Origin of the sequence: Ensifer sp. ENS10 (assembly GCF_014852025.1) — a bacterium.
Taxonomy (GTDB): Bacteria; Pseudomonadota; Alphaproteobacteria; order Rhizobiales; family Rhizobiaceae; genus Ensifer.
The window spans coordinates 275,284-294,830 of sequence record NZ_JACVAS010000008.1; the positions used below are offsets into that span (position 1 = coordinate 275,284).

The 19,547-nt window shown below is 62.1% G+C and carries 21 protein-coding genes; 7 read left to right on the top strand and 14 right to left on the bottom strand.

Going from position 1 to position 19,547, the window contains the following annotated elements; genetic code table 11:
* Window positions 1–67: 67 nt before the first annotated feature.
* From eno to IB265_RS25780, 4 genes are all read right to left on the bottom strand, one after another.
* Window positions 68–1,342: a phosphopyruvate hydratase gene (eno, locus tag IB265_RS25765; RefSeq protein ID WP_057255655.1), complete on the bottom strand. Its 1,275-nt coding sequence runs from the start codon at window positions 1,340–1,342 to the stop codon at window positions 68–70.
* A 139-nt stretch (window positions 1,343–1,481) separates the two neighbouring features.
* Entirely contained in the window at window positions 1,482–2,324 is an 843-nt protein-coding gene (gene kdsA / locus IB265_RS25770) for a 3-deoxy-8-phosphooctulonate synthase (protein WP_192495287.1), read from the bottom strand.
* Window positions 2,324–3,214, bottom strand: a complete 891-nt coding sequence (locus tag IB265_RS25775) for a VOC family protein (protein ID WP_113131795.1) — start codon at window positions 3,212–3,214, stop codon at window positions 2,324–2,326. Before IB265_RS25775 ends, kdsA begins: the two co-directional genes overlap by 1 nt.
* A gap of 547 nt (window positions 3,215–3,761) precedes the next feature.
* Window positions 3,762–4,568 (bottom strand): class I SAM-dependent methyltransferase, encoded by an 807-nt coding sequence (locus IB265_RS25780; RefSeq protein ID WP_113736712.1) that lies wholly within the window; start codon window positions 4,566–4,568, stop codon window positions 3,762–3,764.
* 543 nt (window positions 4,569–5,111) lie between these two features.
* Between IB265_RS25780 and IB265_RS25785 the strand changes: the two genes are divergently transcribed.
* From IB265_RS25785 to IB265_RS25805, 5 genes are all read left to right on the top strand, one after another.
* On the top strand, window positions 5,112–5,759 hold the full coding sequence (locus IB265_RS25785) for a lysophospholipid acyltransferase family protein (protein ID WP_192495288.1): 648 nt from the start codon (window positions 5,112–5,114) through the stop codon (window positions 5,757–5,759).
* Window positions 5,756–6,706: a phosphatidate cytidylyltransferase gene (locus IB265_RS25790; RefSeq protein ID WP_057255651.1), complete on the top strand. Its 951-nt coding sequence runs from the start codon at window positions 5,756–5,758 to the stop codon at window positions 6,704–6,706. Before IB265_RS25785 ends, IB265_RS25790 begins: the two co-directional genes overlap by 4 nt.
* Window positions 6,703–7,101, top strand: a complete 399-nt coding sequence (locus IB265_RS25795; protein WP_057255650.1) for a hypothetical protein — start codon at window positions 6,703–6,705, stop codon at window positions 7,099–7,101. The genes IB265_RS25790 and IB265_RS25795 overlap by 4 nt, the downstream gene beginning before the upstream one ends.
* Window positions 7,091–7,741, top strand: a complete 651-nt coding sequence (locus tag IB265_RS25800) for a CDP-alcohol phosphatidyltransferase family protein (protein ID WP_113736711.1) — start codon at window positions 7,091–7,093, stop codon at window positions 7,739–7,741. Before IB265_RS25795 ends, IB265_RS25800 begins: the two co-directional genes overlap by 11 nt.
* Window positions 7,742–7,977: 236 nt before the next feature.
* The gene (locus IB265_RS25805; protein ID WP_113736710.1) at window positions 7,978–9,165 is read left to right on the top strand and encodes a DUF418 domain-containing protein; all 1,188 of its coding nucleotides are present in this window, start codon (window positions 7,978–7,980) and stop codon (window positions 9,163–9,165) included.
* Between the two features lie 98 nt (window positions 9,166–9,263).
* On the opposite strand, the gene IB265_RS25810 is transcribed toward IB265_RS25805, so the two are convergent.
* The 7 genes from IB265_RS25810 to IB265_RS25840 form a co-directional block, all read right to left on the bottom strand.
* Complete coding sequence (locus IB265_RS25810; protein ID WP_082616291.1) at window positions 9,264–10,901, bottom strand: CTP synthase; 1,638 nt, start codon at window positions 10,899–10,901, stop codon at window positions 9,264–9,266.
* A gap of 138 nt (window positions 10,902–11,039) precedes the next feature.
* Window positions 11,040–11,534: a preprotein translocase subunit SecG gene (secG, locus tag IB265_RS25815; protein ID WP_057255646.1), complete on the bottom strand. Its 495-nt coding sequence runs from the start codon at window positions 11,532–11,534 to the stop codon at window positions 11,040–11,042.
* Window positions 11,535–11,664: 130 nt separating this feature from the next.
* Window positions 11,665–12,435 carry a triose-phosphate isomerase gene (gene tpiA / locus IB265_RS25820; protein WP_113736709.1) on the bottom strand — a complete coding sequence of 257 codons (771 nt, stop codon included), beginning with the start codon at window positions 12,433–12,435 and terminating at the stop codon, window positions 11,665–11,667.
* A 121-nt stretch (window positions 12,436–12,556) separates the two neighbouring features.
* Window positions 12,557–13,891: a bifunctional class I SAM-dependent methyltransferase/GNAT family N-acetyltransferase gene (locus IB265_RS37615; protein WP_210334583.1), complete on the bottom strand. Its 1,335-nt coding sequence runs from the start codon at window positions 13,889–13,891 to the stop codon at window positions 12,557–12,559.
* A 59-nt stretch (window positions 13,892–13,950) separates the two neighbouring features.
* Complete coding sequence (locus IB265_RS36915; RefSeq protein WP_255571416.1) at window positions 13,951–14,223, bottom strand: N-acetyltransferase; 273 nt, start codon at window positions 14,221–14,223, stop codon at window positions 13,951–13,953.
* Window positions 14,154–14,435 carry a hypothetical protein gene (locus IB265_RS36920; protein ID WP_246806037.1) on the bottom strand — a complete coding sequence of 94 codons (282 nt, stop codon included), beginning with the start codon at window positions 14,433–14,435 and terminating at the stop codon, window positions 14,154–14,156. Before IB265_RS36920 ends, IB265_RS36915 begins: the two co-directional genes overlap by 70 nt.
* A gap of 192 nt (window positions 14,436–14,627) precedes the next feature.
* Complete coding sequence (locus tag IB265_RS25840) at window positions 14,628–15,125, bottom strand: hypothetical protein (RefSeq protein WP_113398879.1); 498 nt, start codon at window positions 15,123–15,125, stop codon at window positions 14,628–14,630.
* Window positions 15,126–15,317: 192 nt separating this feature from the next.
* Here IB265_RS25840 and IB265_RS25845 point away from each other — a divergent pair, with 192 nt between their 5' ends.
* Window positions 15,318–15,938, top strand: coding sequence for a cytochrome b (locus tag IB265_RS25845; protein WP_112947120.1), 621 nt, complete (start codon window positions 15,318–15,320; stop codon window positions 15,936–15,938).
* Window positions 15,935–16,534 (top strand): YceI family protein, encoded by a 600-nt coding sequence (locus IB265_RS25850; RefSeq protein ID WP_058320566.1) that lies wholly within the window; start codon window positions 15,935–15,937, stop codon window positions 16,532–16,534. The genes IB265_RS25845 and IB265_RS25850 overlap by 4 nt, the downstream gene beginning before the upstream one ends.
* A gap of 35 nt (window positions 16,535–16,569) precedes the next feature.
* Here IB265_RS25850 and IB265_RS25855 read toward each other — a convergent pair whose 3' ends face one another.
* Genes IB265_RS25855 through IB265_RS25865 form a run of 3 tightly spaced genes read right to left on the bottom strand, consistent with a single transcriptional unit; the run spans window position 16,570 to window position 19,480 of the window.
* Complete coding sequence (locus IB265_RS25855; RefSeq protein ID WP_058320565.1) at window positions 16,570–18,021, bottom strand: aspartate aminotransferase family protein; 1,452 nt, start codon at window positions 18,019–18,021, stop codon at window positions 16,570–16,572.
* 11 nt (window positions 18,022–18,032) lie between these two features.
* On the bottom strand, window positions 18,033–19,043 hold the full coding sequence (locus IB265_RS25860) for an NAD(P)-dependent oxidoreductase (protein WP_058320564.1): 1,011 nt from the start codon (window positions 19,041–19,043) through the stop codon (window positions 18,033–18,035).
* Window positions 19,040–19,480 carry an EamA family transporter gene (locus tag IB265_RS25865; protein ID WP_192495289.1) on the bottom strand — a complete coding sequence of 147 codons (441 nt, stop codon included), beginning with the start codon at window positions 19,478–19,480 and terminating at the stop codon, window positions 19,040–19,042. Before IB265_RS25865 ends, IB265_RS25860 begins: the two co-directional genes overlap by 4 nt.
* Between the last annotated feature and the right edge of the window lie 67 nt (window positions 19,481–19,547).

The following is a 19,547-nucleotide window of genomic DNA, read 5'->3' on the forward strand; positions in this document are numbered from 1 at the left end:
TGGGCGGGCTTCGTTTGTCAGCTACAGCGACCTTTGCGCGTCTGAAAAGACGCGCGGCGCTACAGGATCAGCCGCGCAGGATCGAACGGCCGGCGTACGTGGCCTGCAGGCCGAGCTGCTCTTCGATGCGGATCAGCTGGTTGTACTTGGCGAGCCGGTCCGAACGGGCGAGCGAACCGGTCTTGATCTGGCCGCAGTTGGTGGCAACCGCGAGATCGGCGATCGTGGCGTCTTCGGTTTCGCCCGAGCGGTGCGACATGACGGCGGTGTAGCGCGCCTTGTGTGCGGTCTCGACGGCGTCGAGCGTTTCGGAGAGCGAGCCGATCTGGTTGACCTTGACGAGGATCGAGTTGGCGACACCCATCTTGATGCCGTCGCGCAGGCGCGCCGAGTTGGTGACGAACAGGTCGTCGCCGACGAGCTGGCACTTGTTGCCGATGAGGTCGGTCACGGCCTTCCAGCCGTCCCAGTCGTCTTCCGCCATGCCGTCTTCGATCGAGAAGATCGGGTACTTGGCAGCGAGTTCCGCCAGGTATTCAGCCATTGCGCCCGGCTCCAGCGTGCGGCCTTCACCTTCGAGAACGTACTTGCCGTCCTTGAAGAATTCGGTCGCGGCGCAATCAAGCGCGACGAACATGTCTTCGCCCGGCTTGTAGCCGGCCTTCTCGATCGACTTCATGATGAAGTCGAGCGCTGCCGGAGCGGAAGCGAGGCCCGGAGCGAAGCCGCCTTCGTCACCGACATTGGTGTTGTGGCCGTCGGCTGCAAGCTGCTTCTTCAGCGTGTGGAACACTTCCGAGCCCATGCGGACCGCATCGCGCATCGTATCGGCACCAACCGGAACGATCATGAATTCCTGGAAGTCGATCGGATTGTCGGCATGGGCGCCGCCGTTGATGATGTTCATCATCGGAACCGGAAGCACGTGGGCGTTCGGGCCGCCGACGTAACGGTAGAGCGGCAGGCCGGCCGCTTCGGCGGCAGCCTTGGCGACGGCCAGCGACACGCCGAGGATGGCGTTGGCGCCGAGGCGCGACTTGTTCGACGTGCCGTCGAGTTCGATCATGGTCTTGTCGATCTGGATCTGGTTCTCGGCATCGAGACCGCCGATCGCTTCGAAGATCTCGCCATTGACGGCTTCGACGGCGCGCTCGACGCCCTTGCCGAGGTAACGCGTACCACCATCGCGCAGCTCGACAGCCTCATGCGCACCGGTCGAGGCGCCCGACGGGACCGCCGCACGGCCGAAGCTTCCGTCTTCCAGGTACACGTCGACCTCGACGGTCGGGTTGCCGCGGCTGTCCAGAATTTCTCGGCCGATGATGTCGATGATTGCAGTCATGATCTCTTCCCTGCTTGAGGACGGTGGAATGGTCGGGGCCTGTCATACGCCAAGGCCTCGAAATTTCAATGGCGCGCAAGATGCAAAACCGTTCGCGCCATTGCGGTTCATGAAAATTTCACGAAGCGCCGCTGATGGCTCAGCTCTTGGCGATCGCGTCGAAGGCGAGCAGCTTTTCGAGCAGCCGCGGCATGTCTTTCAGGTGCACCATGTTCGGACCGTCCGACGGCGCGTTGTCCGGATCTTCGTGCGTCTCGACGAACACACCGGCGACACCGACCGCGACGGCGGCGCGCGCCAAGGTCTCGACGAATTCACGCTGGCCGCCCGAAGAGCCGCCCTGCCCGCCCGGCTGCTGCACGGAATGGGTCGCATCGAAAACGACGGGTGCGCCGAGCGAAGCCATGATCGGCAGCGAGCGCATGTCGGACACGAGCGTGTTGTAGCCGAAGGAGGCGCCGCGCTCGCAGAGCATGACATTCGGGTTGCCGCTCTCGGTGAATTTCGCCAGTACGTTCTTCATGTCCCAGGGGGCGAGGAACTGGCCCTTCTTGACGTTGATTGCCCGGCCGGTCTTGGCGGCCGCGACCAGGAGGTCCGTCTGGCGCGACAGGAACGCGGGGATCTGCAGGATGTCGACCGTCTCGGCGACGAGAGCGCACTGCTCTTCGGTGTGCACGTCGGTCAGGACCGGAAAGCCGAACTCCTTCTTGAGGTCGGCAAAGATTTCCATCGCCTTATCCAGGCCGATGCCGCGCTTGCCGGAGAGCGACGTGCGGTTCGCCTTGTCGAAGGAGGACTTGTAGACGAGGCCGAGATCGAGCTTCCTGCAGAGTTCGGAGAGCGCGCCCGCCATCATGAAGGCGTGCTCGCGGCTCTCCATCTGGCAGGGGCCGGCGATCAGCGACAGCTTCTCGGTTTGCGCGAAGGCGACCTCATGGCCGCCGTTGCCGACTACTACTCTGGCATTGGTTTTCATCATCAAGCTCCAAAAGCAAAGATCACCCCTTGCCCCGGCATTTCGGGAACAATGAGGCGCCCGCCCATTTCTGCAAATTCGATGTCGTTTTCAGCAAACAGTGCACGCGTCGCCTCGAGGTCGGCGACACGGAAGACGATGGCGCGACCACGCAGGCCGCGCTCGGCACCGCGCACGGAACGGCCGAAGAAGGCTTCCATGCCGGCGGCGTTCAGCACCGAGATCTTGGCGTTGGTGGCCGACACATCCATGCCGAAGGAGTGGGCCGCGACCTCGCGCTCATCGATCGCTTCCTGCAGCAGGTACTGGAAATCGGTGGGGTTGGTTTCCGACAGAACCACCTCGGCGATGCCGATCACGCCGTTTTCATGCTGCTCCAGCGCAGCCCGATCGGTGGGCAGCGCCCGGACACGCTGACAGTTGAAGAGAAAGAGATCCGGCGAGCGCAGGTCTGCCGCGAAGGCAAGGCGGAAGGAACCCAATCCCTCACGGCCATCCGGCAGCTTCATCGGCCGCGAGAACTCCAGCATGTCGCCACCGGAAATGCCGCGCGCCCGAAAGCGGATGTGATCGCTCGCCGCATCTTCGGTGCCGAGGACCAGCGCCGAGAGACCTTCAGGACCCTGGCGGAAGCGGAAGGCCTGGTCGCGCGCGACAAAGGCATTACCTTCGAGTGCAGCGGCTTCGCATTCCTCGCGGGAAGCAACGGCGAGCGGCTCAAGATAGGTGCCATCGGAAAAGAACACGCAGGCGTTTTCGGTACCGAAGGGATGGCGGGCATCCTCAGCGACGGTGAAGCCGAGATTAGATAGGCGGCGCCGTGCCTGCGTAAGCGTATCCACCGGCAGCACGAGGTGATCGAGCGGGCGGGTGGTTCGCTTGGAGAGGCTCATGGCGTTTTCCCTGATGGTTCGCCGCTGTTTGCAACTTTTGGCCGGCGAATGCAAGCGGGCTGGCGGCCACAGAGCCGATTGGCCGCTTGAGCCCAAACAAAGGCCGCAAACAGGAACCCTCCGCGCCGGGCCGCGCCCGCCGCAGAGTCATGCTTGCCTGATGGTGCCGGGCTGCCAGGGCCTCAGTAGTAGCCCGGAGCCGCCGTGGAGTTGGCCGTATTTCCCGCCCCGAGACCGGGGGCGAAGATTTGGGGCTGCGCGTAGGTCGTATTGGTCGAGGAAGTAGTGGCACAGCCCGCAAGCCCCAGCACGACCGCCAACGGTACGAACAACGAAGCGATGAAGCGCATATCTATTGACCCTTTCCAGTTTCGCTGACGAACAGAAAAGAATGAAACCGGTGATTTGGCGAGTACGTAACAGTAACGCGACGTAACAGGGCGGCAAAGGAGGCCGGTATCCGCAACCGCAGCGTCGTGTCGGCCGCCGCGGTTATTCTCGTTCCGCCTATGTTTTCGGCCTGAACAACACGCTCGGGCCAATCCCATCAAAGATGCAGATCGCTCTTGATGGCGCAGGTGGCGATGAAGGTCGGCACGAACCTGTCGATCAGGAAGCGTGGCACAGGTTGCCAGTCTTCGTGGAAGCCCGCCAGCACGAATCCGGCCCGTAATTGACCATCGATCTGTTCGGCCAGGCCATGCCCGAACACCAGCGCCTCGCCGCGTTCGATCTTGGATTTTACCACACCGGCAGCGAGATGCTCAGCCTCGGCAAAGGGCAGCGCGTAGGCCGGGCGAATGAGGCCGTTTTCCGCATAGCTCGGATCCCGGTCACCAACGAAAACCACCGGATTGAAAAAGCTGGCAAGCAGCCGACCTCCCGTCTTGAGCACCCGGTGGCATTCCCGCCAAACCGGCTGAATGTCCGGAATGTAGAGATTGGAGATCGGATGAAAGACGAAATCGAAGGTATCATCAGCGAACACCGATAGGTCGCGCACGTCTCCCTGCACGGCCGTCAGCGACAGCCCCTCGCGTTCGGCAACGAGCCGGTCCTGCGCGAGTTGCCCCTCGGAGATATCGAAGACGGTGACCTCGGCACCGGCGGCCGCCAGAATGGGCGCCTGCTGACCGCCGGCCGAAGCCAGGCACAGGATCTTCTGGCCGCGAATGTCCGGCAGCCACCCCTTCGGTAGGTCACCGAGCGTCAGCCGCGCCTGCCATTGCCCGGCACGAGCCGCGGCGATCATTTCCGGCGTCACCGGCCGCGACCACTCGCAGTGCTGACTTGCCTGCCTGTCCCAGGCCTGGCGGTTGTGATCAATGATATCGAGACTGGGTCTATCTTGCATGTTCGGTCCCTGGAAACTTGTCCAAATGTGACCGCTCACGATGGAGAAGAGATCGTAGGCGAGGAATGCCTCGGCGTCTGTCCGTCAATGCGGGTCGAGCAATGCCATCGTCCATCCCCTTCGCAAGCGAAGTTGAGGCGAATTCGGTTTTCACCGGGCATTACTGGCGCATTGGACGACGCTCCTCTTGTTGTGCCTGCAAGCTAGCGGCTGGGTTGCAGGCGGTCAATGTCGGCGACGACGACTTTGCAGTCGATGGCTGTGGCGTGGCGTCGCATCGGTTTGCGTTCGATCGCCTCTCAGCCGGAGCGAATATCCAGAGCTTCTGGTCCGTTATCACCCTGCGTGTGATTTCAACCGCTTGAGAAGCGGGCGCAATCGCGTAAAGTTGGTCGATTGCAGCCTGGGGTTACGCCGGGCGCAGGCTGAGGGGCAGCGCTTGATCTTATTGTTGCAAGGCATGGAACACATCCGGGGCCGACCGGTACGCTCTGCAAAGCGCGTCGGCACGACGGCCTGTTTATCATCTGGACGTGAGCCCACATGATCCGCGATTTGATGGCCAAGCTGGCTTCCATCGCCATCATGATGTTTGCGCGCGCGCTGACTGCGGCGCGCGCCATCTGGCATGAGACCGGCCTGCCGCCAAAGCAGAGCATCTATTTCGCCAATCATTCCAGCCATGGCGATTTCGTGCTGGTCTGGGCGGTGTTGCCGCCGTGGCTTCGGGAACGCGCGCGGCCGGTTGCCGGGGCGGAATACTGGCTGAAATCGAAGCTCTCGGCCTTCATCGGTCGCGACGTCTTCGACGCCGTATTGATCGAGCGCGACGCGGCGGCCCGCACCCAGGACCCGGTCGAGCAGATGACGGCCGTCCTTAACGACGGCTCGTCGCTTATTCTCTTTCCCGAGGGAACACGCAACCAGACCGAGGCGCGGCTCCTGCCGTTCAAGAGCGGGCTCTACCACCTCGCCTGCAAGCGGCCGGACGTGGCGCTCGTGCCCGTCTGGATCAACAATCTCAACCGCGTGATGCCAAAGGGGGAGTTCGTGCCGATCCCGCTGATCTGTACCGTAAGTTTCGGCGAACCGATGCGCCTCAAGGCACAGGAGACCAAGGACGAGTTCATCGCTCGTGCCGAGGCCGCCCTGCTCTCGCTCGCCCCCTCTTCGACGGAAGACAATGCATGAGCGCGGCGAGCCTGGATATGCTCAAACTGCTTCTCGGCGTCGGCGGCATTCTCGTCCTGGCATCGAGCATCGGCTACGTGCTCAAGCAGAAGCTTTCACCGGACGGATCGAACGGCGCGATCGAGAACCTCAACGCCCGCATCAGGGCCTGGTGGGCGATGGTGGTGTTGATTGCCATCGCCTTCGTTGCCGGTCGGGTCGGCGTGCTGCTGCTCTTTGCATTTTGTTCTTTCGCGGCGCTGCGTGAATTCATCACGCTCATCAACACCCGCCGCGGTGACCACTGGGCGATCGCCGCGGCCTTCTTCGTCGTGCTGCCGATCAATTATTTCCTGCTCTGGGCCGAGCAATACGGCATCTATTCGATCTTCGTGCCGGTCTATGCCTTTCTGCTGATGCCGATCATCGCGGTTCTGCACGGCGACACGCGCGACTTCCTGCTCAGGATCTCGGAGGTGCAATGGGCGCTGATGATCTGTGTCTTCTGCGCCTCGCATGTGCCGGCGCTGCTGACCCTGCAGATCCCGGGCTATGAGGGACGCAACGTTCTCTTGATCGCCTTCCTGGTCATCGTCGTCCAATCGAGCGACGTGCTGCAATATGTCTGGGGCAAGCTATTCGGCAGGACCAAGATCGCCCCAACGCTTTCGCCCTCGAAGACGGTCGAGGGTTTTGTCGGCGGGGTCGCAAGCGCCACCCTGATCGGCGCCTCGCTCTGGTGGATCACACCGTTCACGCCCGCCCAGGCGGCGTTGATGTCCTTCATCATCACCCTGATGGGCTTCTTCGGAGGGCTCGTCATGTCGGCGATCAAGCGGGACCGCGGCGTCAAGGACTGGGGCCATCTGATCGAGGGCCATGGCGGGTTGATCGACCGGCTGGATTCCGTCGTCTTCTCGGCGCCGATCTTCTTCCATCTGACGCGCTATTGGTGGTCGCTGACATGACCGCGAAGCTGAAGGGACTGGCGGGCAGCGGCGTCGTGCACGTGGCATTCGCTTTTTTCGCCATGGGCGGCTGGGCGCTTTTCGCCAACCGCCATCACCCGATGCCCAAGCCGCTTCTTGCCGCCGTCATCCAGGGTACGCTCTCGGCGCTTCTGACCCTTTACCTCAAGACAGCGGTCGACGCGCTTTCCCGGCGGTTCCGTGGAACCAAGCGATTGTTCCTGCCGCCGCTCCTCGCCTGTCTCGGCTCGTCGGCGGCGCTCGTGGCAATCCACACGATGAGCGGCACGCCGGAGGTCCTGAGGACGATCGCGTTGCCGCTCGCGGTGTCGACCACCTACGCCGCCATCTACAACTATTCCATCAACCGAGGAGAGCCCGGGCATGACCGGTGACCGCAGGCCGCTCGCAAGCCGCAACACCCGCTGGGCCCAGGCGATCGCCCGCCGCCTGGCATCGATGAATGTCACACCCAACCGGATCTCGCAGGCAAGCATGCTGGCCGCCGCCTTTGCCGGGCTGGCCTTCTGGCTGACGGGCGAAACCCAGGATGGCGTGAGGGTTACGCTGTTCTTCGCTGCCGCCCTCTTCTGCCAGTTGCGCCTGCTCTGCAATCTCTTCGACGGCATGGTCGCCGTCGAGGGCGGCAAGGGCGAAGCCGACGGTCCGTTCTGGAATGAGTTTCCGGATCGGGTCGCGGATGTCTTCATCTTCGTCGGCGCCGGATACGGGATTGGCGCCCCCGCCCTCGGTTTTGCCGCAGCCGCCTTCGCCGTGCTGACCGCCTATGTACGCGAACTCGGCCGCGCCAATGGCGCCCCGAGCGACTTCTCCGGCCCCATGGCCAAACAGCACCGCATGGCGACAATCACGCTGGCTGCGGTCCTCTCGGCCTTTGAAGGTCTTTGGCTCGGCGACGGTGAAATCCTCTGGGCGGCGCTGCTGTTGATCTCGATCGGCGCGGCCTTAACCGCCCTCGTGCGTGCCCGCCGCCAGATCGCCTGGCTCCGGCACAACGCCACCCCGAAAGGCTGATCGTTCCTTACCGCTACAACTGAACGACGCCCGCGCGATAACCCGCAGGCGCCCCTTGACGTTTCGTTGCATCAATTACTAGATTGATTAGTCGATTTATTAAACTTGAACACTCGACGGGGCGGAGCGGCGTTGCCTGCACCCACTGGCGATCGAGAGGTTCATTTGTCGCAAAAGACTTCTGTTTCAATCGGCTACGGCGCGATCCTCCACGCCTTCCGCTACGGAGAACACGAATGACCAACCCCGACCGCATCGACGATGTCGACGCACTTCGCGGCTTTGCACTGCTCGGAATCCTTCTCGTCAACACCATGGCCTTCGCCTCCGCCTTCTACGGACTGGAACTCGCGGACCCCGCCTTCACCGGCATTGCCGATCGCACCGTGCATCTTGTGATCGCGCTGTTCTTCGAGATGAAGTTCTACCTGCTGTTCTCATTTCTATTCGGCTACAGCTTCACCCTGCAGATGCGCTCGGCGGAAAAATCCGGCGAGGCCTTCGTGCCGCGGCTCTTGCGTCGGCAGGCCGGCCTCTGGCTGATCGGTGTCGCCCATGCGGTTCTGCTCTTCCATGGCGATATTCTCACCACCTATGCCGTGCTCGGCATTGTCCTCCTGATGCTGCGAAACCGCAGCGACGGTGCCCTCTTCCGCCTGGCGAAATGGCTGGTGATTCTCGTCGCCGTCGCATGGGGCGCACTCGGGATTGTTGCCACCCTGGAACCAACGCCGCTTGATCGGCCTGGCATCCTTGCCGCCGCCAAGGCAACCGAACTTGCCTTCCGAGGCGACTGGCAGGCAATCATCAGCCAACACTTGACGGAGCTTTCGTCCGTCTGGGTGATCCTGGGTTTGCTGCAGGCGCCCTCGGCACTCGCGATGTTCGTACTCGGGCTCATCGCCGGGCGTCACAAGACGCTGGCGCGGCCGGAAGAAAACAAGGCGTTGTTCCAACGCCTGCTGCGCGCCGGCCTGTGGATCGGCCTGCCCGGCGCCATCGTCTATGCCTATGCCAGCGTCGAGATGATCGATTCGCCTGCCGCCATCATCGGGCTCTCGATCGGGCTGATTACCGGGCCGTTCCTGACGGGTGCCTATGTCGGCGGCGTGATGCTGTTCCTCGGAACGAAGGCCGGGCAGCGGTTGCGCAACTTACTGGCGCCTGCCGGCTGCATGGCGCTCTCCAACTACCTCGCGCAATCATTGATCGCCGCTCTGATCTTCCATGGCTACGGCCTTGGCCTCATCGGCCAGGCCACACCACTGACAACCGTGCTGATCGCCCTTGGTATCTACACGGCGCAGCTTTTCATCAGCCGCTGGTGGATGGCCCGTTTCGCCTACGGCCCGCTCGAATGGGTCTTGCGCTTCATCACCATCTGGCGGGCGCCGCAATGGCGCAAACCGGTCGGGGCGCGCTGACAACACCTCCGACTGACCGCGGGAGCAGTTCCGCACACCAGCGCGCATGAAAAAGGCCGGTCGCGAGACCGGCCTTTCCTGATCGATGCAAGCCCGGCTTAGACGAGACGGGACTGCTCCAGCGCCGCTTCGACGAAGCTCGCAAACAGCGGATGCGGATCAAGCGGGCGCGACTTCAGTTCCGGATGGTACTGAACGCCGATGAACCACGGATGATCCGGATATTCGACCGTTTCCGGCAGCACGCCGTCCGGCGACATGCCGGAGAAGACAAGGCCGCAAGCCTCAAGGCGATCCTTGTAGTCGACATTGACTTCGTAGCGGTGGCGGTGGCGCTCGGAAATATCGGTCGAACCATAGATCTCGGCGATCTTGGTGCTGCCCTTGAGCGACGCGCGGTAGGCGCCGAGGCGCATGGTGCCGCCGAGATTGCCGGAGGCCGAACGCTTCTCGAGCTCGTTGCCCTTCACCCACTCGGTCATCAGGCCGACGACCGGCTCCTTCGTCGGACCGAATTCGGTCGAGGAGGCCTTCTCGATGCCTGCGAGATTGCGTGCCGCTTCCACGACCGCCATCTGCATGCCGAAGCAGATGCCGAAATAGGGCACCTTGCGCTCGCGGGCAAAACGCGCCGCATTGATCTTGCCCTCGGAGCCGCGTTCACCGAAGCCGCCGGGAACGAGGATGCCGTGTACCTTCTCGAGATAGGGTGCCGGGTCTTCCTTCTCGAAGACTTCCGATTCGATCCACTCAAGCTTGACCTTCACCCGGTTGGCGATACCACCGTGATACAGCGCTTCGATCAGCGACTTGTAGGCGTCCTTGAGGCCGGTGTACTTGCCGACGATCGCGATCGTGACTTCGCCTTCCGGCGTGCGGATACGATCGGCAACGCGCTCCCAGGCTTCCATGCGCGGCTTCGGCGCCGGCTCGATGCCGAAGGCGGCCAGCACTTCGTTGTCGAGGCCTTCCTTGTGGTAGGCGATCGGAACGTCGTAGATCGAGGCAACGTCGAGCGCCTGGATAACGGCCGACTGGCGGACGTTGCAGAACAGCGAGAGCTTGCGACGCTCGGCTTCCGGAATTTCACGGTCGGCACGAACGAGCAGGATATCGGGATGAATGCCGAGCGCCTGCAGTTCCTTGACCGAATGCTGCGTCGGCTTGGTCTTCAGCTCGCCGGCCGCCGGAATATACGGCATCAGCGTCAGATGGACGTAGACGGCGGTGCCACGCGGCAGATCGTTGCCGAGCTGGCGGATCGCCTCCATGAACGGCATCGCTTCGATGTCGCCGACCGTGCCGCCGATTTCGCAGAGCACGAAATCATAGTCGTCGTTGCCTTCGGTAACGAAGTTCTTGATCTCGTTGGTAACGTGCGGGATCACCTGAACGGTTGCGCCGAGATAGTCGCCGCGCCGTTCCTTGTCGATGATGTTCTTGTAGATCCGGCCGGTGGTGATGTTGTCGGTCTTCGTCGCCGAACGCCCTGTGAAGCGTTCATAGTGGCCGAGATCGAGATCGGTCTCCGCGCCATCATCGGTTACGAAAACCTCACCGTGCTGGGTCGGGCTCATGGTGCCCGGATCAACGTTGAGGTAGGGGTCGAGCTTGCGCAGTCTCACCCGGTAGCCACGCGCCTGCAGCAGTGCTCCGAGAGCCGCTGCAGCGATGCCTTTTCCGAGGGAGGAAACCACGCCGCCTGTGATGAATACATATCGCGCCATGGGAGTCACCGGATACCTTTTAACAAATGATTCCGCCACCGAAAAATTCATGTTCCAGAACTTTTCGTCTTGGGATGGAGGCAGACTTCACACAAAACAAAACCGGCGGATGAAACATCCGCCGGCGGGTTCTTCTGAATTGCGGCCTTATTGGCCGCTGGGAACTTGCGATCCCGAATTGTTGTTGGCGGGCGTCTCAGTCGTTGTGCCGCCTGCCGGAGCTTCGCCCGATGTTGCCGGCGCCGTCGAAGGGACACCGTTGCCAGTCGCAGCGCCGTTACCGGTTGCCGGGGCCGTTCCCGGCTGCTGCTGCGTGGCGCCACCGGCCGGAGCCTGGGTGTTGCCGCCACCGAGCGAATCGAGAACGCCGCCGCCGTTCGAGCTGGTGCCCGGGATACGGTCGAGGATGTCGGTCGCCTGCGGCTGATAGCGAGCGAGGATGCCCATCGCGAGCGCCAGAACGAAGAAGAGCGCGGCGAGGATCGCCGTCGTGCGGGTCAGCGCGTTGGCCGTGCCGCGGGCGGACATGAAGCCCGAGCCGCCGCCGATGCCGAGACCACCGCCTTCGGAACGCTGAATGAGAACGACGCCGATCAGGGCGACGACCACCATGAGATAGATGACGAGTAGTACGGTCTGCATCAGCTTCCAGTCCTGCCCTTGGGGCACACGAATCAAACCATGCGCAAACTCGGCCTGGCCGGGCGCAATTTTTCGCCTCTTTATACCAAGCCGTACGCCATTCCAAGCCCCTGCCCGGCAACCCGGGCGATCAGGCCGTCAATTCTTCATAAGCCCGGTAGATGGCGAGGAAGTCTTCGGCTTTCAAGCTCGCGCCGCCGATCAGTGCGCCGTCGACATTGGCGACGCCCATCAACTCCTTCGCATTGGAAGGCTTGACCGAGCCACCATAGAGGATACGCATCTTGGCTCCCGCGTCGGCAAAGCGCGAAACGAGTTCCTTGCGCATGAAGGCGTGCGCTTCCTCGACATCGGCAGCCGTTGGCGTCAGGCCCGTGCCGATCGCCCAGACGGGTTCGTACGCGATGACGGTGTTTTCGGCGGTCGCCGCGTCCGGCAGGCTTTCGGCCAGCTGTCGCTTCAGGACGTCGAGCGTCTTGCCCGATTTGCGCTCGTCACCGGTCTCGCCGATGCAGACGATCGCCACGAGTTCGGCGGCATGCGCCGCTTCCGTCTTCGCGCGCACCAGCGCATCGCTTTCGGCATGATCGGTGCGGCGCTCGGAGTGACCGACAATGACGTGGGTGCCGAAACAATCGGCGATCATTTCGGCGGAAACGTCGCCGGTGTGGGCGCCCGATTGCTTCTGATGGCAATCCTGCGCGCCGATCAGCAACGGACTATCGTCGCAAAGCGCCGTCGCCACGTAGAGCAGGGTCGCAGGCGGGCAGATCAGCGTTTCGACATTGGCGGAGAGTTCGCCCTTGACCCCTTCGGCCATCGCCTTGATCTGATCGAGCGAGGCGCGGGTTCCGTTCATCTTCCAGTTGCCGGCGACGAGCGGGCGGATATCGGGCGTCATGCAGTTTCCTCCGGATGCTTTTCTCCCGAAGCGGCCTAGCAAATGCGGCCGGCAAATAAAAGCGCTGACGGCGATTATTCCCGACGGCGGGGCCGGTTGCCTGCCCCGCCGTAAATGCACCTCATGCGGCGCGCGTCATCTCGACCACGGCAAACGGCAGCCCTTCGTCGTCGGTTGCCTTGCGTGTGGTTTCGACGAAACCGAGGCGGAGATAAAACGCGACCGCCGCCTGGTTGTCGGCATAGACGCTTACATCCAGTCGCCCGAGCCGGGCGGTAGCATCCTCGACAAGCGCGCGACCGATACCGGCGCCGCGAATGTGCGGATCCACGAACAGCCCGCCGATGAAATTCCCGATCAGCCCGATGAAGCCCACGACCTCCCCGTCGATTTCGGCGACCCAGTTGTCGGCCATCGGCAGATAGGTGTCGCGCACCACCTGTTGCTGCTCGACAAGGCGCGTCTCGCCGAGAAACGGATGACCGAAGCGCGACGCCGCGAGCCAGATTGCCAACAGCCGTTCGCCCTCCTCGGGGCGCCAGGGCCGGATGGTGATGGGCTTGGCGCCAGCGACCGCCCGGCCCCTGCCCCCCGCTCCCTGCTTCCCTTGCGGCTGCAATGCCGCAATCGCATACATAAGCGGCAGGCTTGGCATGGTTGCAGGCGGCGCCATACGCCGGCCACCAAGGTCGCGCATGCCTTCGAAACCGATCCAGCCGTTGGAATAGGGATATTCCGTCAGACGCTCGATCCGGAGCCCGGCATCGATGAGCGTCTGGATCACATCCGCGATGCCCCAGTTGAACTCGAAAGATGGGTGGGGATTGCTAAAGCCCACCACACCCTCCTGGTAGCCTCCGGCCGCAAGACCGGCACCGGAATCCGCAACATAGTCGCCGACGCCCGCTTCGGCGACCGGTTCCTTCGGCGCGTAGTCATAGTGCGGCTCCCAGCTTGGGTCGAAGACCATCGCGAAGGGATGGAACTCGATGAAGGCGAAGCGCCCGCCGGGCTTGAGTACATCGGCGATACCGCGCGCCCAGACCCCGAGGTCCGACAGCCAGCAGATGGTGCCGTAGGACGCAAAGACGCGATCGAACCGCCGTTCGTCTGCGCGGGCACGCTCGAACCATTCGAACAGGTCGGACCGTTCGAATCTGGCCGCGATCCTGCATTCTTCGGAAAGCCGCGTGGCGAAGGCGATCGCCTCATCCGAGATGTCGACGCCGGTCACATTCGCGCCGAGGCGCGCAAGGCTCAGGCTGTCCTGGCCGGAGTTGCATTGGAGATGGAGGAGGTCCAGCCCGGCGATATCACCGAGCAGTTCGATTTCCTCCGGATAGAGCGTGGAGCCCCCGGCACGGAAAAAGGCCGCCTGGTCGCCCTTATGGCTGTTGTGCGCGACTGTCGCCGCATTCCAGGAGAGGCGATTGGCCTCGTGTAGATCGTTACTCATAGTCTACTCATGAAAATCGTGCGGCAGACACGGAGCCAGGGCCCCATGCTGCGCTGTTTTTAGAATTTCAGCACGGCCTCGAGCTCGTCGTCATAGTGCTCGCCCGTCGGCTCAAAGCCGAGCTCTCGATAAAATCCTTCGGGACTGCCGGGACCCTGTCCGTAACTCGTGTAGAGTTCGCGAAGACCGCGCGCCTTCAAATCACGAACGACAAGGGCGATCGCCTGCTTGCCAAAGCCCCTGCCCTGGAACGGGCGGGCAATCATGAAGCGCCAGAGATAGACGCCGGGGCAATCGATACCGTCGTCCCAGTCGGATCCTTCATGCAGCATGATGAAGCCGACCAGCGTCTCTTCGGCATAAACAGCGCGGAACAGGCATTCTCGGAAAAATGCGCCTCGGCAATCGAGGTGCCGTTGTCCGCCACCATGTTGCGCTGTTCGTCGCTTAGCGTTTCGCTGAGCTCGCAGACGTCGCAGACGGTCAGGGCTGAAATGCGCCGCAGGGTAATTTCGGCATCAGACGGCAATACGGTCTCACCCATTGGAAACTCCTAAGAAAAATCAAAATGTTAAAAAAGAGCCGGAACCAGAACGGTCGACTTCGGATCACCCGCTAAAGGGGCAAACGGCACGTATGATGAAATCATGGCGAGAAAACGCTTGACCGTTCGCGATAGCGAACGGCGCTAGACTCCGGTTCGCAGATGGTCCTGGTCTAGCCTAGAAACCCAACGTCACTTTGGTCGGCCTGCTGACGGATGTGTACCGCCGTTCTCGAGGCCGGCAATCGCCGCGTGAACGTCCGCCTCCACGTCTTCGTCGAACTGCTCGAGGATCGCATCGCCGATCAAGCCGTGAACCTCGCGCAGGTAGGGGGCAGCCGCCTCGCCTTCGCCAAGAGCGAGGTAGGAGCGTGCGATCGAAAGCGACGAAAGCGGCTGGCGCCGCTCCAAGGTCCACTCGCGGGACAGCAGCGAGACGGCGATGCTCTCGCGGTACTGCCCGGCATCGCAAAGTGCCGCGCCGTAACCACTCTTGATCCAGTAATACATGTCCGTGAAAGCGAGGTAGGCATCGGCTATGTCGGATGCCAGACGCCAGGCATCGATCGCCTCGCCATATTTGCCTTCGGTTCCAAGGCGGATGCCCGTGCGAGCCAGTTCATAAGCCTCCCGCTCATGCGGACTCATTGGTGTCGTTTTTTTCTTCGGTGTCGTTTTTTTCTTCGTCATCTACGCCAGCCCAACTGCTTCCGGGAACAACCCCTCCGTGTCCCCTTCCACCGCAAGTGGACCACAGCTTGCCGACGTCAACAAGATCGCAGTGCAATTTTACGGTATTATCGGCGAATAAAAGCATGAGCTCATGGGTCTCACCGCCGTAACCGAGTTGTAGCGGCCGGGCTGGCGACCACGGAGACGAACATGTTGCGCAACGACAAGGCCGGGTTCGGCTGGGTCACCATCATCCTTCACTGGACGATTGCGGCGATCATCCTTGCCTTGCTCGCCCTCGGCTTCATCATGCGCCGGGTTCCGATCGACCCAGTGCTGCAGTTTTCGCTGTACCAGTGGCACAAGTCGCTGGGTTTCACCGCGCTTGGCCTGGCGGTGGTGCGCGCCCTCTGGCACGTGGTCGAGCTTCATCCGAAGCCGCCGGAAGGCCTCAGCCCCCTTGAGCAGCGCGCAGGCAGCGTCACTCATATCGTGCTCATGGGGCTTGCGCTCGCTGTCCCGCTTGCCGGTTGGGCCGTCGCATCCACCTCGACGCTGAACATCCCAAGCTTTTACTTCAACTGGGTCGTCATACCGCATCTGCCGATGGCGAAATCGGCACCGGCTGAGAACCTCTGGACGCTCGTCCATATGACGCTCGCCTATCTGCTCCTCGCCTTTGTGACGCTTCACGTATTGGCCGCCCTCTACCACCACTTTGCGCGGCGGGACGACGTCCTCGTCCGCATGCTGCCAACCGGATCGCGCCGCCATAAACGCTCCCAAACGGCGGGCGCGAATCCGGTCATCGCTGGAAGGAAGAAACCATGACACTGCGCTTGCAACCATCACCCAGGGCAATTGCACTCGCCTTGCTGGCGGCCATGTCCGTCAGCCCATCGCTCGCTGTCGGCGCCGCGCCAGACCTTGCCGATGCGGCCGGAAACTACGGCATCACGTCCGCTTCCCGTATCCATTTCACGGTAGCACAAGCAGGCGGCGGAGGAATCGTCGGCGACTTCGGCAAATTTTCCGGCAGCTTCCGCATCGACCGAAATGATGTCGACCACTCGACCGTCGAGTTCACGCTCTACCCGGAAAGTGTGAAAACGGGAGAGAAGCGGACCGAGGATTTCCTGAAGTCCAGCGCCGTTTTCGACACCGCGAACTACAGCACCGTCACCTTCCGTTCGACGAATGTGAAGCAGACCGGCCCCGCTACCGCGGCGGTCGAGGGAACGTTGACCGCCCGCGGCACCTCGCGAAAGGAACGCTTCTCGGTGACGCTGCTTGACTGGAACCGCGGCTCGATCGCCTTCAACATCCGCGGCAACATCCACCGTTCGCCCTATGGCATGGATGTCGGCACGCCGATCTATTCCAACGTCGTCGAGTTCGACATGAATATCAAAGGGCAGAGGCGGTGAACGCCCCTGCCCCTTTCTGAACGCAAGTCCTTGGCTCAGCCGATCTGGCTGCCGACGAAATCCTTGACGATGCGCACGATACCGCGGCCGAGCAGGTCGTCGAGCGCTGCGATGAACTGGTCGACATGAGCGCGCTCGCAGATCAGCGGCGGCTCGAGCCGGATGACGTTGCGATTGTATTCGGTGAAGGCCACCAGCACATCGTAGTCGCGTAGGAGCAGCGCGCCGATGAAGCCGGACAGCGAACCCTTGAGTTTGTCGTCAAGCATGGAGACGACGGGGCGCAGCACCATCGGCAGCGTCTGGCTGAAGTCCTGGAACTCCAGGCCGACCATCAGCCCCTGGCCACGAACGTCCTTGATGATCTTCGGGTATTTTTCCTTCAGCGCCTGCAGGCGATCGATGAGATAGTTGCCGCTGTCGGCGGCGCGGTCGATCAGGTGCTCGTCATAGAGCACATTGATGCCTTCGATTGCCGTCACGCAGGCCTCTCCCATGCCGCCAAAGGTCGCCATGGCATGGATCATTGCGGTCTTCGGCGTGCCGTAGGCCTTCATATAGACTTCGCGACGCGCGATCATCGCGCCGACGGCTGCCTTGCCGGCGCCGAGCGACTTGGCGAGCGCTGTCACGTCAGGCACGACACCATAATGCTCGAACGCATAGAAGCGGCCGGAGCGACCATAACCGCACTGCACCTCGTCGGCGACCCAGAGCACGCCGTACTTGTCGCAGAGCGCGCGAAGCTTCTGCCAATACTCGGCCGGCGCCTGGATGATGCCGCCGCCTCCCTGGATGGTTTCGAGCACGATGACACCGATTTCAGGATCGGACTTGAAGGCGTTTTCCACCGCGTCGATATCGGCGAATGGCACGCGGACCGTATTGTCGGTGAGCTTGAAGTCGGCGCGATAGAGCTGGCCGTCGGTGATGGCGAGCACACCCTTGGTCTTGCCGTGGAAGGAATTCTCGGCATAGACGACCTTAGGCCGCTTCGGACCGGCGGCGCGCTCGGCGAGCTTGACGGCAGCCTCCATCGCTTCCGAGCCGGACGAGCCGAGGAAGACCATGTCGAGGTCACCCGGCGAGCAGGCGGCGATGTTCTTGGCCAGCGCCGCCGCATATTGCGACATGAAGGCGATGGCGATCTCGTGACGCTTCTCGTCCTGGAACTTCTGCCGCGCTTCAAGGATGCGCGGATGGTTATGGCCGAAGGCCAGCGAGCCGAAGCCACCGAAGAAATCGAGGATCTTGCGGCCGTTCTGGTCGGTGTAGAACATGCCCTCGGCGCTTTCGATCTTCACCTTGTGGAAGCCAAGAAGCTTCATAAAGTGAAGCTGTCCGGGATTCAGATGCTCCTTGAAAGCCGTGGTGATGTCGCCGATCGACATGGCCTTTGCCTGTTCCACGGTGATCAGTTCGGGCTTTGTCACACCACCATCGAGCGAAGGGGCGGCAACGGCGATACGGTTCGGTATGTCCAACATGGTGTCTCCCCTCATTCGGCCGGCACGGCGACGGCGGCGGTGGCCGCGGCACCCATTTTCTTTGCCCGATATTCGTCATAGGCGGCGACCAGCATGTCGCCATCATTGTATTCCGCACGCCATCCGAGCTCGCGCTTCAGCTTGCCGGTCTCACGCACGCACATCTCGTCTGCGATCAGATACTGCTCCGGATCCATGATCGGCTTGTTGATGAGATCGAAGAAGGCCAGCGTCTGCTTGACCGCGAAGGCGGGGGTCGGCAGCAGGAACGATTTGGAACCGGCGTGCTCGATGAGATTGCCGAGCAGGTCGCGCACCGAGGGCGGATTGTCGGAGCCGAGATTGTAAGCTTCATTCGGCACGCCACCCTTCCAGGCAAGGCGTGCAGCTTCGGCGCAATCGAAGACCGAGATGAACTGATAGGGCACCTTGCCCGAGCCGATCATCGGCACCGGCAGGTTCATGTCGATCAGCTTGAACAGCTTCTCGAGAATGCCGAGACGACCGGGCCCGATGATCAGGCGCGGGCGGAAGATCGAAATGTTCATGCCCTGCTTGCGCCATTGCACCGCAAGCTGCTCGGTCGCCCATTTCGACTTGCCGTATTCGCCGAGCGGCTTTGCCGGATGGGTTTCGGTCTGCGGCGATTGCACCGTGTGGCCGTAGATCATGTCGGTGGTGAACTGCACCAGGCGCGATGCGCCGGCGGCGTCCATGGCCTTCATGATGTTTTCGGCGCCGTAATAGTTGACGGGCCAGAAGAATTCCCAGCGCTTCGAGCGGATCTGCAGCGGCGACAGCATCTTGGCCGCCATATTGTAGACCATGTCATCGGGACCGATGCCGACCTTCTGTACAGCCTTCAGGTCAGTGACGTCGCAATGGACGAAGCGGGCGCGGCCGTAATGCGGCAGGTCGGACTTGACGATATCGGCGATCACCACGTCCTCGCCGTCCTTGACGAGACGTTCCGCCAGGTGACGGCCAACAAAGCCGTCGCCACCAAAGATGATGTGTTTCATGACTTGCTCCCGAATTCTGCAGCGCTCACCCCGGCTGCATCCGCCGGCTTGTCATCGGCGTGGGATGAGATGCCCGACTGGGCGATAAGAAGGGTTCCTGCGCAGATCAGCGCGATGCCGGCGATGCGCCAGGCATTGAGGTCCTCGCGGAAAACGAAATAGGCGAAGACCGCGACTGCGACGTAGGCGAGGCTCAGGAACGGATAAGCAAAGGAAAGCTCGACCTTCGACAGCACATAGAGATGCGACGCCATCGAAATGACGAAGGTCGCGAGGCCGGCAAAGACCCAGGGGTTGAAGACGATCTGGAACAGCCGGACGATCGCCGTTTCAGCGGTCATAGAAATCGGCCCGAGCGTCAGCATGCCCTGTTTCAGCATGAGCTGAGCGGCAGCGTTGGTAAGCACCGTAAAGAGAATGAATGGAATATATTTCATTGTTTTACTCCCAGTCCCGAAAATGTACTTACGGGCAAGAGACGGATTTTCCGTGAAGTTTGAAAGT